The following is a 12,815-nucleotide window of genomic DNA, read 5'->3' on the forward strand; positions in this document are numbered from 1 at the left end:
GGTCTCTGTCTCAACGGCCCAGGGAGGGGTTCTTTTGGGCCATCAATCGAGGAAAATCCGGCAATGACAATTATTTCCGCCGTCATCGCCTGCGGTCTGCTTTCTGTCCTTTACGCCATCTGGGCGACACGTTCGGTTCTTGCGGCCGATCAGGGCAATGCACGCATGCAGGAAATCTCCGCGGCCATCCGCGAGGGCGCGCAAGCCTATCTGGCGCGCCAGTACACCACCATCGCCATCGTTGGCGTGGTCGTGCTCGTGCTCGCCTGGTGGCTGCTTTCGATCACCGCCGCGATCGGCTTCCTGATCGGCGCCGTTCTGTCCGGCGCCGCGGGCTTCATCGGCATGCACGTTTCGGTGCGGGCCAATGTGCGCACCGCGCAGGCGGCCTCCAACAGCCTCGCCGCCGGCCTCGACATCGCTTTCAAGTCGGGCGCCATCACCGGCATGCTGGTGGCGGGCCTCGCCTTGCTCGGCGTGTCGATCTACTACCTTGTCCTGACCCACTTCATGGGCCTTGAGCCCAACGACCGCATCGTCATCGATTCCCTGGTTTCACTTGGTTTCGGCGCCTCGCTGATCTCGATCTTCGCCCGTCTCGGCGGCGGCATCTTCACCAAGGGTGCTGACGTCGGCGGCGATCTGGTCGGCAAGGTCGAAGCCGGTATTCCGGAAGATGATCCGCGCAATCCGGCCACCATCGCCGACAATGTCGGCGACAATGTCGGCGACTGCGCCGGCATGGCCGCCGACCTGTTCGAGACCTATGCGGTGACCGTCGTCGCCACCATGGTTCTCGGCGCCATCTTCTTCGGCGGCACCGCCATTCTCGGCGCCGCGATGCTCTATCCGCTCGCCATTTGCGGCGCCTGCATCCTGACCTCGATCGTCGGCACTTTCTTCGTCAAGCTCGGCGCCAACGGTTCGATCATGGGTGCTCTCTACAAGGGCCTGATCGTCACCGGTCTGTTGTCCATCGTCGGCCTTGGCGTTGCCACTTCGGTATGCCTCGGCTGGGGCGAGATCGGCACTGTTGCCGGCATGGCCATCACCGGCAAGAACTTGTTCATCTGCGGCCTGATCGGCCTCCTGGTGACCGGTTTGATCGTTGTCATCACCGAATACTATACCGGCACCGGCAAGCGCCCGGTGAACTCCATCGCCCAGGCCTCGGTGACCGGTCACGGCACCAACGTCATCCAGGGCCTTGCGGTCTCGCTGGAATCCACGGCACTGCCGGCGATCGTCATCGTCGGCGGCATCATCTCGACCTACCAGCTCGCCGGTCTCTATGGCACCGCGATCGCGGTCACCACCATGCTCGGCCTGGCCGGCATGATCGTCGCGCTCGACGCTTTCGGCCCGGTGACAGACAATGCCGGCGGCATTGCCGAAATGGCCGGTCTGCCCAAAGAGGTGCGCCATTCCACCGACGCGCTCGACGCGGTCGGCAACACCACCAAGGCGGTGACCAAGGGCTATGCCATTGGTTCGGCCGGCCTCGGCGCGCTGGTCCTGTTCGCCGCCTACTCGAACGACCTGAAGTTCTTTGCCGCCAATGGCGACAAATATCCTTACTTCCAGGGCATGGGTGAGATCTCCTTCGACCTCTCCAACCCTTACGTCGTCGCCGGACTGATCTTCGGCGGCCTGATCCCGTATCTGTTCGGCGGCATCGCCATGACGGCCGTCGGCCGCGCCGCCGGTGCCATCGTCGAGGAAGTGCGCAAGCAGTTCCGTGAGGATCCGGGCATCATGGCCGGCACCTCGAAGCCGAACTATGCGCGTGCGGTCGACCTTCTGACCAAGGCGGCGATCCGGGAAATGATCATCCCGTCGCTGCTGCCGGTGCTGGCGCCGCTCGTCGTCTATTTCGGCGTGCTGCTGATCTCGGGTTCGAAGGCTTCCGCCTTTGCGGCACTTGGCGCCTCGCTGCTTGGCGTGATCGTCAATGGCCTCTTCGTCGCCATCTCGATGACCTCGGGCGGCGGCGCCTGGGACAACGCGAAGAAGTCCTTCGAGGACGGCTTTGTCGACAAGGACGGCGTCAAGCATCTCAAGGGCTCCGAGGCGCACAAGGCCTCGGTCACCGGCGACACGGTCGGCGATCCCTACAAGGACACCGCCGGCCCGGCCGTCAACCCGGCGATCAAGATCACCAACATCGTCGCGCTGTTGCTGCTCGCCGTGCTCGCGCACGGCTGAACAGCGTCCAACGCTCAAAGTCAAAACCCGCGGGAGCGATCCCGCGGGTTTTTGTTGTGGCGAATGACGCGCGGACCCTTCAGCTCTTCTCTTCGTCAGCTCCGCGAAATGCTTGCATTCGAGCGCAAGCATTTCCTTCAGGTTCGGTTCACGGCATGGCTATGGGGAAGCTACCCCCATTGCTGGCAATCATGCGCCAGCACCGCTCGGTCCGGCCATAACAAAAACCCGCAGGATCGCTCCCGCGGGTTTTTGGTCGCCTGAGATGTTGCTGCTTCCTGGAGCGCCCCGGGGAGGCAGGTCTGAGGATCAGGGGGTGCCGCCGCCGGGAATGCCAGGAGCCAGCTTGCTGGCGCCGTTGATGATCTGGCTGAGGAAGTTCTGGTCCTTGCCGCCGGTCGGCGTCGTGCGCGAGATGAAGTCGAACACCTTGCCGTCCTTCAAGCCGTAATTGGCGATCTGGGTGACGCGACCGTCGGCGCCGAAATAGACCGCCAGCACATGCTGGTCAATGAGCCTGGGCTTGTCGAAGGCCACGTAGCGCTTGCGCGTCTGGGAAATGTAGTAGAAGGCCTCGTTGTCGAACGTCGCGGTGGTCGACGGCGTACCGAGTGCCAGAAGCACCTGTTCGCGGCTCGATCCGACCGGAACCAGGTCAATCGCCTGCTGGTCGATGACATACCCCTGCGTCAGCGTCTCGCTCGGGTTGAGGTCGCCGATCATCTTGTTGGTGTGGCATGCCGACAGCGCCGAAACGACGAGCAGCAGCGTGATCGCACCGGCGGGCCTGGACGAGAAGGACGACTTGAAATTCAGCGCGCGCAACAACAATTCTCCATTATATCGCCGCAACTTGCGCTGGGCCGCAAAACCGGTAAACCAGCTTGCCTGCCGATGCAACAAGGCCAACTAAACAAACGGTCCCGGGAGACCATCCCCAATGTTCCAGCGCCTTTTTGGCCGCGAACGCCACGCCAACCGCGCCATCACCGAGGCGCTTTACGCACAAATCGTGGCGGCGGCGCGGCAGACTGTGTTTTATTCCCACTGGAATGTACCCGACACGCCGCTTGGCCGTTTCGAGATGCTGTCGCTGCACATGTTCCTGTTCCAGCACCGGTTGCGCGGCGAGGGCGCTGCGGCGCAAGAGGTCGCCCAGGTGCTGATCGACGAGTTCTTCCTCGACGTCGATCATTCGCTGCGGGAGTTGGGCATTGGCGACGTCGGCGTGCCCAAACGCATGAAGAAGCTGGCGAAGATGTTCTATGGCCGAACCGCCGCCTATGATGATGCCCTGGAGCGAAACGACCACGACGGGCTCACCGCTGCCCTTGCCCGCAATGTCCGGCCCGACGCCGGAGCCTGGCCGGAAGCGCCACGACTGGCCCTCTATGTCACCGATGCGGCAAGGCATCTTGGCGCGCAGCCAACCGAATCGATTCTCTCCGGTACGGTGACGTTTCCAGCCGCCAAGGCAGAGTGAAGGAGGCAGCGATGAAACATGCAGAACCACAAGGCCCGGTGTCCTTCATCGCCAATGTCGCCCGCTTGCCGCACAAGGGGCTGCCGGTGGTCATCACCGCCGACGCTGCCCAACGCGCGGCCCTTGCCGCGGAGCATGATCTGCTGTCGGTCGAGACCTATCGCGCGGAGCTCCTGGTGGCGCCATGGAAGCGCAACGGCGTCAAAGTCAGCGGCCGCGTCGAGGCCGACATAACCCAGGCCTGCATCGTCACGCTCGAGCCGGTCGAAGCGCATATCGACGAGGCGGTCGAGGCGCTGTTCCTGCCGGATGACTCCAAGCTCGGACGGCAAGGTTTCGATGGTGGCGGCGAGATCCTGATCGATGCGGACGGTCCTGACAGCCCGGAAACATTTTCCGGCGACACGATCGATGTCGGGGCGCTCGCCGAACAGTTCTTCGGACTGGCCATCGACCCTTATCCGCGCAGGCAGGGCGCATCGCTGGATGCCGGCGGCGAGGTCGAACCGGCGGAGAATGAATTTCAGCAAAAACTGCGATCCTTGCTGGGAAAATCCTGAAAACCTCGCCCGCGACGGAAAAGTCGGTTGTGCGGCAGCCCAAAACCGTTATTTTCGCCGAACCTTCGCGACCGCTAAAGCGACCTGCCGCCTAACCGTGAGATGAATACCGCGTGATCAGGATTTCCATCGATGCCATGGGCGGCGATCACGGACCAGCCGTGGTCATTCCAGCGCTCATGACGGTAGCGACCCGCCGTCCCGACATCCGATTCGTCATCTACGGGCGCGAGGATGTGGTGCGCCCCGAACTGGCCAAGTTTCCCAAGCTGGCCGCGGTCAGCGAGTTCATCCATTGCGAGGTTGCGGTCAGGATGGACGACAAGCCGAGCCAGGCGCTGCGCCACGGCCGCTGGAAGTCGTCGATGTGGAAGGCGGTCGAAGCGGTCAAATCGGGCGCGGCGGATGCCTGCATCTCCGCCGGCAACACCGGCGCGCTGATGGCGATGTCGAAATTCTGCCTGCGCACCATGGCGACCATCGATCGCCCGGCGATCGCGGCACTCTGGCCGACATTGCGCGGCGAAAGCGTGGTGCTGGACGTCGGCGCCACCATCGGTGCCGACGCGCACCAGCTCATTGATTTTGCCATTCTCGGCACCGGCATGGCGCGCTCCGTGTTCGGCATCGCGCGGCCCACGGTTGGCCTGCTCAATGTCGGCGTCGAGGAGATCAAGGGCCAGGAAGAGGTCAAGGAAGCGGGACGCATGCTGCGCGAGGCCAATATGGCCTCGATGAATTATCACGGCTTTGTCGAGGGCGACGATATCGGCAAGGGTACGGTCGACGTGGTGGTCACTGAAGGCTTCGCCGGGAACATCGCGCTGAAGACGGCGGAAGGCACCGCGCGCCAGATAGCAGGTTATCTGCGCGCCGCGATGAGCCGCACCCTGATGGCCAAGATCGGCTATGTCTTCGCCAAGGGCGCCTTCGACCGGCTGCGGGAAAAGATGGATGTCGGCCGCTCCAATGGCGGTGTCTTCCTGGGGCTGAACGGCATCGTCGTCAAAAGCCACGGCGGGGCCGATTCGGACGGTTTCGCCGCGGCGATCGAGCTCGGCTACGACATGGTGCGCAACAATTTGCTTGACCGCATCGAGGCCGATCTGGACCTGTTTCATGCGCGCAACCCGCATGCCATGACATCTAGGAAATCCGACGTCGTTACCGACGCGAAGGAATAGGAAAGAGCATTGATCAGATCAGTCGTGCGCGGCACGGGCGCTGCGCTGCCCCGCCGCATCATGAAGAATGCCGATTTCGAAGGCATGGTCGAAACCTCGGACGAGTGGATCGCCCAGCGCACCGGTATCCGCCAGCGCCACATCGCGGGTGACGACGAGACGACGGCCTCGCTAGGTGAAGCGGCCGCGCGCGCCGCGCTTGCCAATGCGGGCCTGACGCCCGATGACATCGATCTGATCGTGCTGGCGACGTCGACGCCCAACAACACCTTTCCGGCCACCGCGGTCGAGATCCAGCACCGGCTCGGCATGCATCACGGCTTTGCCTTCGACATGCAGGCGGTCTGTTCCGGTTTCGTCTATGCCGTGACCACCGCCGACCTCTACATCCGTGGCGGCTTGGCCAAGCGGGTGCTGGTGATCGGCTCGGAAACATTCTCGCGCATCCTCGACTGGAGCGACCGCTCGACCTGTGTGCTGTTCGGCGACGGCGCGGGCGCGATCGTGCTCGAGGCGGGCGAGGGCGCAGGCACGATCGCCGACCGCGGCGTTCTGGCGGCCAGCCTGCGCTCCGACGGCACTCACAAGGACAAGCTTTTTGTCGACGGCGGGCCATCGACCACGGGGACCGTCGGCCATCTCAGGATGGAAGGCCGCGAAGTCTTCAAGCATGCGGTCGGCATGATCACCGACGTCATCGAGGCGACGTTCTCGCAAGCTGGTATCACCGCCGCGGATCTCGACTGGTTCGTGCCGCACCAGGCCAATAAACGCATTATTGACGCTTCCGCCAGGAAGCTCGGGATAGAAGAGCAAAAAGTGGTGGTTACGGTCGATTTGCACGGTAATACCTCGGCTGCTTCCGTGCCGCTGGCGCTTGCGGTTGCCGTCGCCGACGGGCGCATCAAGAAGGGCGATCTCGTGCTTCTGGAAGCGATGGGTGGCGGCTTCACCTGGGGTGCTGTTCTCGTTCGCTGGTAAGTGCAGAACGCCCCGGTTTCGGTCCTTGACCTTGCCGGATCAATTACTTAGGTTCTGCCGTTGTTGTGCCGAATTTTATGTTTTGAGCTGATGGGACGGTCGCATGGGGGGAAAGACACTTACGCGCGCCGACCTTGCCGAGGCCGTCTACCGAAAGGTCGGCTTGTCACGCACTGAATCGGCCGAACTCGTTGAAGCGGTTCTGGACGAAATCTGCGAAGCGATCGTCCGCGGCGAGACGGTGAAGCTGTCGTCCTTCGCGACATTCCACGTCCGCTCCAAGAACGAGCGCATCGGCCGCAACCCGAAGACAGGCGAAGAGGTGCCGATCCTGCCGCGCCGGGTGATGACCTTCAAGTCGTCGAACGTGTTGAAGAGCCGCATTTTGCGTTCTCATCAAAGCGGCAAAGCCAAAAGCGGCAAGTAGTCTCGTTCTACTGCGCGGTTGAAAACCGGCCCCTTCATCACGCCGGGCTTGAATATTGCTTCACAAACCGCTGAAATAAGGCCCGATTCGGCAGCATGGCTGGATTGGTGTTCTGCGTATGATCCATTCCGCGGAAACGGAATGAGCTTCTCTTTTTGGTGAGCGTGATCTCGTCTGAAGACCGTTCCGGATCACGCTCCAGCGTGAGGATTTCGCCCATGGACAAGAGCCCTGACGCCTTCCGTACCATTAGCGAGGTCGCCGAGGATCTCGACCTGCCGCAGCATGTGCTGCGCTTCTGGGAAACGCGTTTCAACCAGATCAAGCCGATGAAGCGCGGTGGCGGCCGTCGTTACTACCGGCCGCAGGATGTCGAACTGATCAAGGGCATCCGGCACATGCTCTACGACCAGGGCTACACCATCAAGGGCGTGCAAAAGCTGTTGCGCGAGAATGGCAATCATTTTCTGGTCGCCATTGGCAATGGCGACATGGCCGCCGTGGAGGCGATCTCGCAGCGAAGGCAGGCCGATCAAGTGCCGCTGACGCCGGCAGCCCAGCCGCGTGGCATGGATGACGAATTGGTTGGTCAGCCGCGCGTCAAGCCGAGCCGGCGCTTTTTTGGTCTCGGCAAGAGCGATGAGGAAGGTCCGGTTCAGCCGGACGCGTCGAAACTCTCGCGCGACAATCGCGCCCTGCTGCAGGAGGCGCTGTTCGACCTCCTGGAATGCAAGCGGCTGCTCGACCAGGTGCGCTGACTCGGCACCCGAAGCGACGGTGATATCCCGAAAACCGGAACCCGCCTTCGGGTGACGCGTTACGTTTCCTTCTGCAAGCAAGGAAACACATCATGGCATCGTTCTCGACCCTCTCGGATATCGATCTGGAAAAGCAGGTTGCTGCACTCTCCAGGGAACTGGCGGCTCTGAAAAAGGCGGTCTCCAGGCGAGGCGGCGCGGTCTACGAAGACGGTCGTGATGCCGCGCTCGACACCTATTCCGATCTTGCAGGGCGTTTGCGGGAGGCGATGCCGGCAATCCGCAAGCAGGGCAGGGTGATCGAGAGATCGGCTCGCGACCATCCGGCGGCGGCCGCTGCGGTCGGCCTTGTCGTGGTTGGCCTCATCGCCAGTCTGCTGTTCAGCCGGCGCTGAGTGGCAAGCCTCGGGCACAGGCCCTTCCCCTGGGCCGTTCCCCGGGTCCGACCCGATTAGCGATTTTTGGTGCCGCTCCGGCATCTGGCGCTCAGCGCCTCTGCATAGAGGCGCACGGCACCGCTGTGCCGCCGGCGCAGGAATGCGGATTGGTCAAGCCGCCAGCATCGCTCGATTTCCCTGACGATCGCCGGGTTGGTCCAGGTGGCATAGCCCGCCGCCGAATAGACGGCGATCTCGCCGGCATAGAGACAGTCGTCGGTGACGAGGAAGTCGATGCGGATGTAGTCGAGGTCGCCGGCGATGGCCGGCGCGACCGAGATCGCCTGGCGAACATAGTCGAGCAGCCGCGCATTGACGGGCAAGGCCTGATCCTCGCGAGGATAGTCCGGATCGCGACCGGGCAGCGGATTGGCTTCGCGGTCAAACAGCAGCGAACGACTGGCTTGCTTATCCTCGACCCAGACATGGGATATCACGCCGCTGCAGACATGAACCTTGATGTCGGTGGCGATCGTTCCACCGCTTAGCGCCAGCCGCTGTTCGACGAAAACGGCCGGAACAATCGGCCAATAGGCCCACTCGCCGTCGCGAATGCCGAAGCGCCTCTTCAGCCAGCGGCTGGTGCGATAGACGATGGCGTCGCGATTCGGCCGGCCATCGGCGACGAACATGTTCATCTCGCAGCCATGGTTGACTTTCACCACCACGTCGCCGGCCAGCAATGCCGGCGGGATCGCCGCCGGGTCGCTGCCGGCCCAAAGCGTTGCGGGCAGTTTCAGGTCCGGGCAGGCATTACGGATGTGGGCCTTCGCCGCCAGCTTGTCGGTCAGCGTTACGAACAGCGGATTGCGGTCGACGATCTTTCGCCAGAGCAATCGCTCATGATAGCTCCTGGGTACCGCCGGGTTTGGCAGGTAACCCAGCCGGCGCACGAAGCGCACGATCAGAGCCGGATGCCGAAGGGTGAGCCAGAACCGCGCGGTCGAGAGGACAATGCGGCTTGTCCACGAAACATCGGCCTTGGCCGTCATCAGGGATACCTGGGCCTTGTTGGCAAGGCCTGATCCGGTGGGAGTGGGCCGGTCGGAAACATCCCTTGCCGTACCGCGATTTGCCTTAGCGTGGAAGGCTGGCCAGCGTCGGCGTGGTGGTTTTGCGCCGAGATCCTGGAACCAGCGCTGCCATGGGGGGAAATTCGAGGTGACCGCGTCGCGCTTCGCGCAGCGTTACCACGAGAAGACCAGCCTTGAACAAGAAGCCAAGGCAGGTCTTCTCGTTGGCAGTGCTTAGTAGGCCTTCTTCACGATCTTCTTTACGTGGTGGTGATGATGAACGTGGTGATGGCGGTGGTGGTAGCGATGATGATGGTGGTGACGATGATGCTTTGCCATCGGGGCAGCATCCGCGCTCGTCGCGCCGATCACCGGCGCCGTGAAAGCAAGTGCAACCGCAAGCCCGAGGGCCGAGAGGAGGGACTTCTTCATGGAACGTTTCCTTTTGTAGCGGGCTGACAAAAATCGGGCGACAGCCCGACCGCCGCGAATGGGATTACGCTCCTGAATTTTTTCGTCAGTATTTCCCGACTATAGATTTTTGTTTCTGGACTGTTTCTGCCGAAACGGGCTTCCGCCACCATCATCGACAAAGGCCGAAAGGCCGCGGCCTTGCCCTTGTTTCGCCTACATCGGCGGAACCACACCGTTGTTTCCGACCACGACGCGGCCGGCGCTCAGTGTGCCGTCGCCGTCACGCTGAGCGACAACGAAGACCGTTGCGCCTGGCTTGAGATCGGTCGGCGTGGCGGCCGCAAAGGTCACGACAGGCGTGTTGTCGGGTATCGAGATCTTCTTTGTCTGCCCATTGTCGTAGGTCAGTGTGACGGCTCGCCCGTTTATATCGGTTACGTCGGCGACGGTGCCGTTGGTCATGCGGCTGTTGGGCTGCAGGTCCCAGGGACGGTCACCTTCGCCAGTGCCTTTCAAAGCGGCTGGAAAGACCACCACCTCCAGTGCGCCACTGCCGCCATCCGCTTTCGAGACGGATGCGACGCCGAGGAAATCGCCGTGCTTGATGTCCTTCACGGATGCGCTGGCGACGCCCGAGATCTTCCAGCCGGCATCGAGCTTGATCGCATCGGTATCGCCCTGGCGGGTTTTCACGGTGAGCAGCGATGGCTTAAAGCTGACCACCGTGCCGCGCACGCGCACCGCATCCGCCGCTCGAGCGCCGGCCGTACCGGCAACGGTGAGGCTGGAGACGGTGCCGAGCACGACCATGAATGTCTTGAAGTTCATTGTGGAAATCCTTCCGGGAAAGAGCTGGCTGGAACCGGATGGTTTTCACGCCAGCGCATTGGAACAACGAACAGGTGGGCCGAAACCACTGAGCAAAAAGGGGCCCGAGCATTCAAAACAACTTGATCGCGACGTGTGCGCGCGGCGGCCGCACGAGCGCCTGGTTCACGATGCCGTGACGGTCAGATTGGCACTTGGCAAATTGCCGGCGAGCGGGCATCTTCTCGATCGTCTCAGGCAACATCGTCATTTTACCAAACTCTTTCAGCCCACGGAGTTGCCAATGCCCCACAATGCAAGAAGCGAAGCCCTCTCCGAACCGGTAGCCAACGGGATCGGGCCAGATTACAGCACCCTCAAAGCGATCCGGGAGACCCTCGGATACAGCGTGGAAAAGTTGTCCCTGACATGCGGTCTGGCGGCCGACGAAATTGAGGATATCGAGAACGGCAGGACTGCCGACCCGTCGAAGCTGCGTCGTATTGCGTCCGCGCTTCGACTTCCACAGGACGCTTTCATCGGTTCAGACGTGCGCGCCGCACAAGGTCGATCCCTGGCATAAATCAGCACCAGGCATGTCCACAGAACCCGCCAGGTTATACCCTTGGCGGGTTTGTTTGTTGGTGCAGCAGTGTTCCCGCCGCTGCGGCTTGCTGATTTGTGTATCGCCCGTGTTTATACGCGCGGGCAGATTCACTTATGCCCATCAGTCCGCGTCCAAGTTCTGAACCGTGGGTTTTTCGATATGAGTCTGGAATCCGTTCGTGCCTTCTTTGCCGCCCACGCGCCCGACATCCACGTCATCGTGACGGAAGCGAGTTCGGCGACAGTGGCGCTGGCGGCCGAGGCGCATGGTGTACAGCCGGCGCAGATCGCCAAGACGATCTGCCTTCGCGTCGGCGACCGCACCATGCTCGTCGTCACCAGCGGCATCGCCAGGCTGGACAATCGCAAGTCCAAGGACCAGTTCGGCGGCAAGCCGCGCATGCTGGATGCAGAGGAGGTTGTCGCCGCCACAAGCCATCCTGTCGGCGGTGTCTGCCCGTTCGGCCTGCCGGCGCCGCTGCCGGTCTATTGCGACGTGTCGCTGCGCGGATTCGACGAGGTCGTGCCCGCCGCCGGCGCCACCAACGCCGCCGTGCGACTTGCACCGCAGAGGATGGTTGAGCTTACCGGAGCCGAATGGGTTGATGTGTGCCAAGGCTAGACGACCCAATTCAGGGCCGAAACTCGAAATTAAATGTCCTCATTCGGACATGCCGGGTTAGTCCTTTTGGATGCTATTTGAGATATAGCCCGCCCCCCGAACACAAATATAATTGATGACTTGTCCTCTTTGAACAGAATTTGGGGGAGTCAATGTCGGATCATGCCGCACCATCACCATCGCAGACCGCAGAGCAATTGGAGGCAATCCTACAGAAGGAGGGCATCCCAGAAGAATTGGCGAAGCGCTTTGCCGAGATTGCTGACCGCCACTATCGTGATGCTCAGAAGCCGGACGAACTACTCGTCCGCAGGGAGGTTGAAAAGTTCGTCAGCAAGATGATGACCGCCCAGCCACTGAACGAAAATCAGAGAAATACGCTAAGAGATCACTTGGTAAATTTCCTGATCTCGTTTTCAGCTAGTGGCGCGTTTGCCTTAGTTTCGTACTATGTCATAATACTTAAGCAGTTCTTTATGTCAGTCGAGACCGAGGCTATTCGGAAAGACAAAGAGACCGCGGCTAAAATGTACGAGATGTATTTTGCCGACCTCAGTCCTGCCGAGCGTAGATTCATCGGCCGCAACATGAACAACCTGGAAAAGGTTCGTATTGCTTTCCGTCGCGGGCTTACAGAAGCGATTTCTCATTCTGGAACCGTCGAGAACGCCGGGTTGGCTGCGGTCTACTTTAACATGTCTATTGAAGAAAATCTGATCGTCGAGCCGCTACGCCAAAAATTATGTAGCCCGGCCGGGTAGCCGCTCCGCAGGGCGGGGGACGGCGGAACAATCGGCCCTCCGCCGGGTTACCTCCGCCAAAGGAGACCATCAATGCTGAGATTCCTAATCCGCCTCGGTGCTATCTACGCGGCATTTCAGATTGGTCGTGAGTACGGCCGAAAGGAAACCGAAGTCATGCTGTTGCCGCCCGTCGATTACGAGCGGCGCCCCACGGCAAGAAACGAGGCAGAGTTCGGCGAACCTATCTAAGAGGCGTGTCGAACGAAAAATGGCACCTCTCGCGGGGATCTGCTCAGAAATCGCACCGCTGTTTTGTGATGATGCGGCAGAGGCAGCGGAAATTCAACGAGGGATCGGACTCTCGACCGATACCCCGGCGGCTACCCCAAACCGAATTCTGGCTATTTTGAGAGAAAGACTTTGGGGGCAAGTCCTTGTTTAAAAATGGTCGGAGTGGCCGGATTCGAACCGACGACCCCTTGACCCCCAGTCAAGTGCGCTACCGGGCTGCGCTACACTCCGGACCGGTCGCGATGTATCGTGATAACCCCGCTCGGGTCAACCGAATTCGGCGA

16 protein-coding genes and 1 tRNA gene are annotated in these 12,815 nt (G+C 61.5%); 11 read left to right on the forward strand and 6 right to left on the reverse strand.

Annotated features, from left to right (window positions below; translation table 11 throughout):
• Window positions 1–63 precede the first annotated feature (63 nt).
• Window positions 64–2,205 carry a sodium-translocating pyrophosphatase gene (locus NR193_RS10510; RefSeq protein WP_256750786.1) on the forward strand — a complete coding sequence of 714 codons (2,142 nt, stop codon included), beginning with the start codon at window positions 64–66 and terminating at the stop codon, window positions 2,203–2,205.
• Window positions 2,206–2,514: 309 nt separating this feature from the next.
• Here NR193_RS10510 and NR193_RS10515 read toward each other — a convergent pair whose 3' ends face one another.
• Complete coding sequence (locus NR193_RS10515; protein WP_256750787.1) at window positions 2,515–3,030, reverse strand: outer membrane protein assembly factor BamE; 516 nt, start codon at window positions 3,028–3,030, stop codon at window positions 2,515–2,517.
• 115 nt (window positions 3,031–3,145) lie between these two features.
• Here NR193_RS10515 and NR193_RS10520 point away from each other — a divergent pair, with 115 nt between their 5' ends.
• From NR193_RS10520 to NR193_RS10540, 5 genes are all read left to right on the forward strand, one after another.
• The gene (locus NR193_RS10520) at window positions 3,146–3,688 is read left to right on the forward strand and encodes a ubiquinol-cytochrome C chaperone family protein (protein ID WP_256750788.1); all 543 of its coding nucleotides are present in this window, start codon (window positions 3,146–3,148) and stop codon (window positions 3,686–3,688) included.
• An 11-nt stretch (window positions 3,689–3,699) separates the two neighbouring features.
• Window positions 3,700–4,248 carry a DUF177 domain-containing protein gene (locus NR193_RS10525; RefSeq protein ID WP_256750789.1) on the forward strand — a complete coding sequence of 183 codons (549 nt, stop codon included), beginning with the start codon at window positions 3,700–3,702 and terminating at the stop codon, window positions 4,246–4,248.
• Between the two features lie 113 nt (window positions 4,249–4,361).
• A complete protein-coding gene (gene plsX / locus NR193_RS10530) occupies window positions 4,362–5,432 on the forward strand; it encodes a phosphate acyltransferase PlsX (protein WP_256750790.1) in 1,071 nt (356 codons plus the stop codon).
• A 9-nt stretch (window positions 5,433–5,441) separates the two neighbouring features.
• On the forward strand, window positions 5,442–6,413 hold the full coding sequence (locus NR193_RS10535) for a beta-ketoacyl-ACP synthase III (RefSeq protein WP_256750791.1): 972 nt from the start codon (window positions 5,442–5,444) through the stop codon (window positions 6,411–6,413).
• Window positions 6,414–6,516: 103 nt separating this feature from the next.
• A complete protein-coding gene (locus tag NR193_RS10540; RefSeq protein ID WP_013532231.1) occupies window positions 6,517–6,840 on the forward strand; it encodes an integration host factor subunit alpha in 324 nt (107 codons plus the stop codon).
• A gap of 37 nt (window positions 6,841–6,877) precedes the next feature.
• On the opposite strand, the gene NR193_RS10545 is transcribed toward NR193_RS10540, so the two are convergent.
• Complete coding sequence (locus NR193_RS10545; RefSeq protein WP_256750792.1) at window positions 6,878–7,060, reverse strand: hypothetical protein; 183 nt, start codon at window positions 7,058–7,060, stop codon at window positions 6,878–6,880.
• Between NR193_RS10545 and NR193_RS10550 the strand changes: the two genes are divergently transcribed.
• The gene (locus NR193_RS10550; protein ID WP_127412982.1) at window positions 7,059–7,598 is read left to right on the forward strand and encodes a MerR family transcriptional regulator; all 540 of its coding nucleotides are present in this window, start codon (window positions 7,059–7,061) and stop codon (window positions 7,596–7,598) included. The genes NR193_RS10545 and NR193_RS10550 overlap by 2 nt on opposite strands.
• A gap of 92 nt (window positions 7,599–7,690) precedes the next feature.
• Window positions 7,691–7,993, forward strand: coding sequence for a hypothetical protein (locus NR193_RS10555; protein WP_256750793.1), 303 nt, complete (start codon window positions 7,691–7,693; stop codon window positions 7,991–7,993).
• Between the two features lie 56 nt (window positions 7,994–8,049).
• Here NR193_RS10555 and NR193_RS10560 read toward each other — a convergent pair whose 3' ends face one another.
• The 3 genes from NR193_RS10560 to NR193_RS10570 all read right to left on the reverse strand — a co-directional run bounded on the left by NR193_RS10560 (window position 8,050) and on the right by NR193_RS10570 (window position 10,290).
• Window positions 8,050–9,027 carry an ATP-grasp fold amidoligase family protein gene (locus NR193_RS10560; RefSeq protein WP_256750794.1) on the reverse strand — a complete coding sequence of 326 codons (978 nt, stop codon included), beginning with the start codon at window positions 9,025–9,027 and terminating at the stop codon, window positions 8,050–8,052.
• A 255-nt stretch (window positions 9,028–9,282) separates the two neighbouring features.
• Window positions 9,283–9,480, reverse strand: coding sequence for a hypothetical protein (locus NR193_RS10565; protein WP_256750795.1), 198 nt, complete (start codon window positions 9,478–9,480; stop codon window positions 9,283–9,285).
• A gap of 195 nt (window positions 9,481–9,675) precedes the next feature.
• On the reverse strand, window positions 9,676–10,290 hold the full coding sequence (locus NR193_RS10570) for a hypothetical protein (protein WP_256750796.1): 615 nt from the start codon (window positions 10,288–10,290) through the stop codon (window positions 9,676–9,678).
• Between NR193_RS10570 and NR193_RS10575 the strand changes: the two genes are divergently transcribed.
• From NR193_RS10575 to NR193_RS10585, 3 genes are all read left to right on the forward strand, one after another.
• A complete protein-coding gene (locus tag NR193_RS10575) occupies window positions 10,271–10,852 on the forward strand; it encodes a helix-turn-helix domain-containing protein (RefSeq protein ID WP_256750797.1) in 582 nt (193 codons plus the stop codon). The two genes, NR193_RS10570 and NR193_RS10575, sit on opposite strands and share 20 nt — an antisense overlap.
• Before the next feature lie 183 nt (window positions 10,853–11,035).
• A complete protein-coding gene (locus tag NR193_RS10580) occupies window positions 11,036–11,497 on the forward strand; it encodes a YbaK/EbsC family protein (RefSeq protein ID WP_256750798.1) in 462 nt (153 codons plus the stop codon).
• Window positions 11,498–11,649: 152 nt separating this feature from the next.
• A complete protein-coding gene (locus NR193_RS10585) occupies window positions 11,650–12,258 on the forward strand; it encodes a hypothetical protein (RefSeq protein ID WP_256750799.1) in 609 nt (202 codons plus the stop codon).
• A 427-nt stretch (window positions 12,259–12,685) separates the two neighbouring features.
• Here the strand turns inward: NR193_RS10585 and NR193_RS10590 are convergent.
• Window positions 12,686–12,762, reverse strand: a tRNA-Pro gene (locus NR193_RS10590).
• Window positions 12,763–12,815 lie beyond the last annotated feature (53 nt).

Source organism: Mesorhizobium sp. Mes31 (assembly GCF_024519675.1).
Lineage (GTDB): Bacteria > Pseudomonadota > Alphaproteobacteria > Rhizobiales > Rhizobiaceae > Mesorhizobium.

Excerpts from the sequence above, each read along its gene's own strand:
- NR193_RS10560 (WP_256750794.1), bottom strand. The coding sequence starts at position 9,027 with ATGACGGCCAAGGCCGATGTTTCGTGGACAAGCCGCATTGTCCTCTCG.
- NR193_RS10555 (WP_256750793.1), top strand. The coding sequence starts at position 7,691 with ATGGCATCGTTCTCGACCCTCTCGGATATCGATCTGGAAAAGCAGGTT.
- NR193_RS10550 (WP_127412982.1), top strand. The coding sequence starts at position 7,059 with ATGGACAAGAGCCCTGACGCCTTCCGTACCATTAGCGAGGTCGCCGAG.
- NR193_RS10585 (WP_256750799.1), top strand. The coding sequence starts at position 11,650 with ATGTCGGATCATGCCGCACCATCACCATCGCAGACCGCAGAGCAATTG.
- NR193_RS10520 (WP_256750788.1), top strand. The coding sequence starts at position 3,146 with ATGTTCCAGCGCCTTTTTGGCCGCGAACGCCACGCCAACCGCGCCATC.
- NR193_RS10565 (WP_256750795.1), bottom strand. The coding sequence starts at position 9,480 with ATGAAGAAGTCCCTCCTCTCGGCCCTCGGGCTTGCGGTTGCACTTGCT.
- NR193_RS10525 (WP_256750789.1), top strand. The coding sequence starts at position 3,700 with ATGAAACATGCAGAACCACAAGGCCCGGTGTCCTTCATCGCCAATGTC.
- NR193_RS10575 (WP_256750797.1), top strand. The coding sequence starts at position 10,271 with ATGAATGTCTTGAAGTTCATTGTGGAAATCCTTCCGGGAAAGAGCTGG.
- NR193_RS10545 (WP_256750792.1), bottom strand. The coding sequence starts at position 7,060 with ATGGGCGAAATCCTCACGCTGGAGCGTGATCCGGAACGGTCTTCAGAC.
- NR193_RS10540 (WP_013532231.1), top strand. The coding sequence starts at position 6,517 with ATGGGGGGAAAGACACTTACGCGCGCCGACCTTGCCGAGGCCGTCTAC.
- NR193_RS10580 (WP_256750798.1), top strand. The coding sequence starts at position 11,036 with ATGAGTCTGGAATCCGTTCGTGCCTTCTTTGCCGCCCACGCGCCCGAC.
- NR193_RS10570 (WP_256750796.1), bottom strand. The coding sequence starts at position 10,290 with ATGAACTTCAAGACATTCATGGTCGTGCTCGGCACCGTCTCCAGCCTC.
- NR193_RS10510 (WP_256750786.1), top strand. The coding sequence starts at position 64 with ATGACAATTATTTCCGCCGTCATCGCCTGCGGTCTGCTTTCTGTCCTT.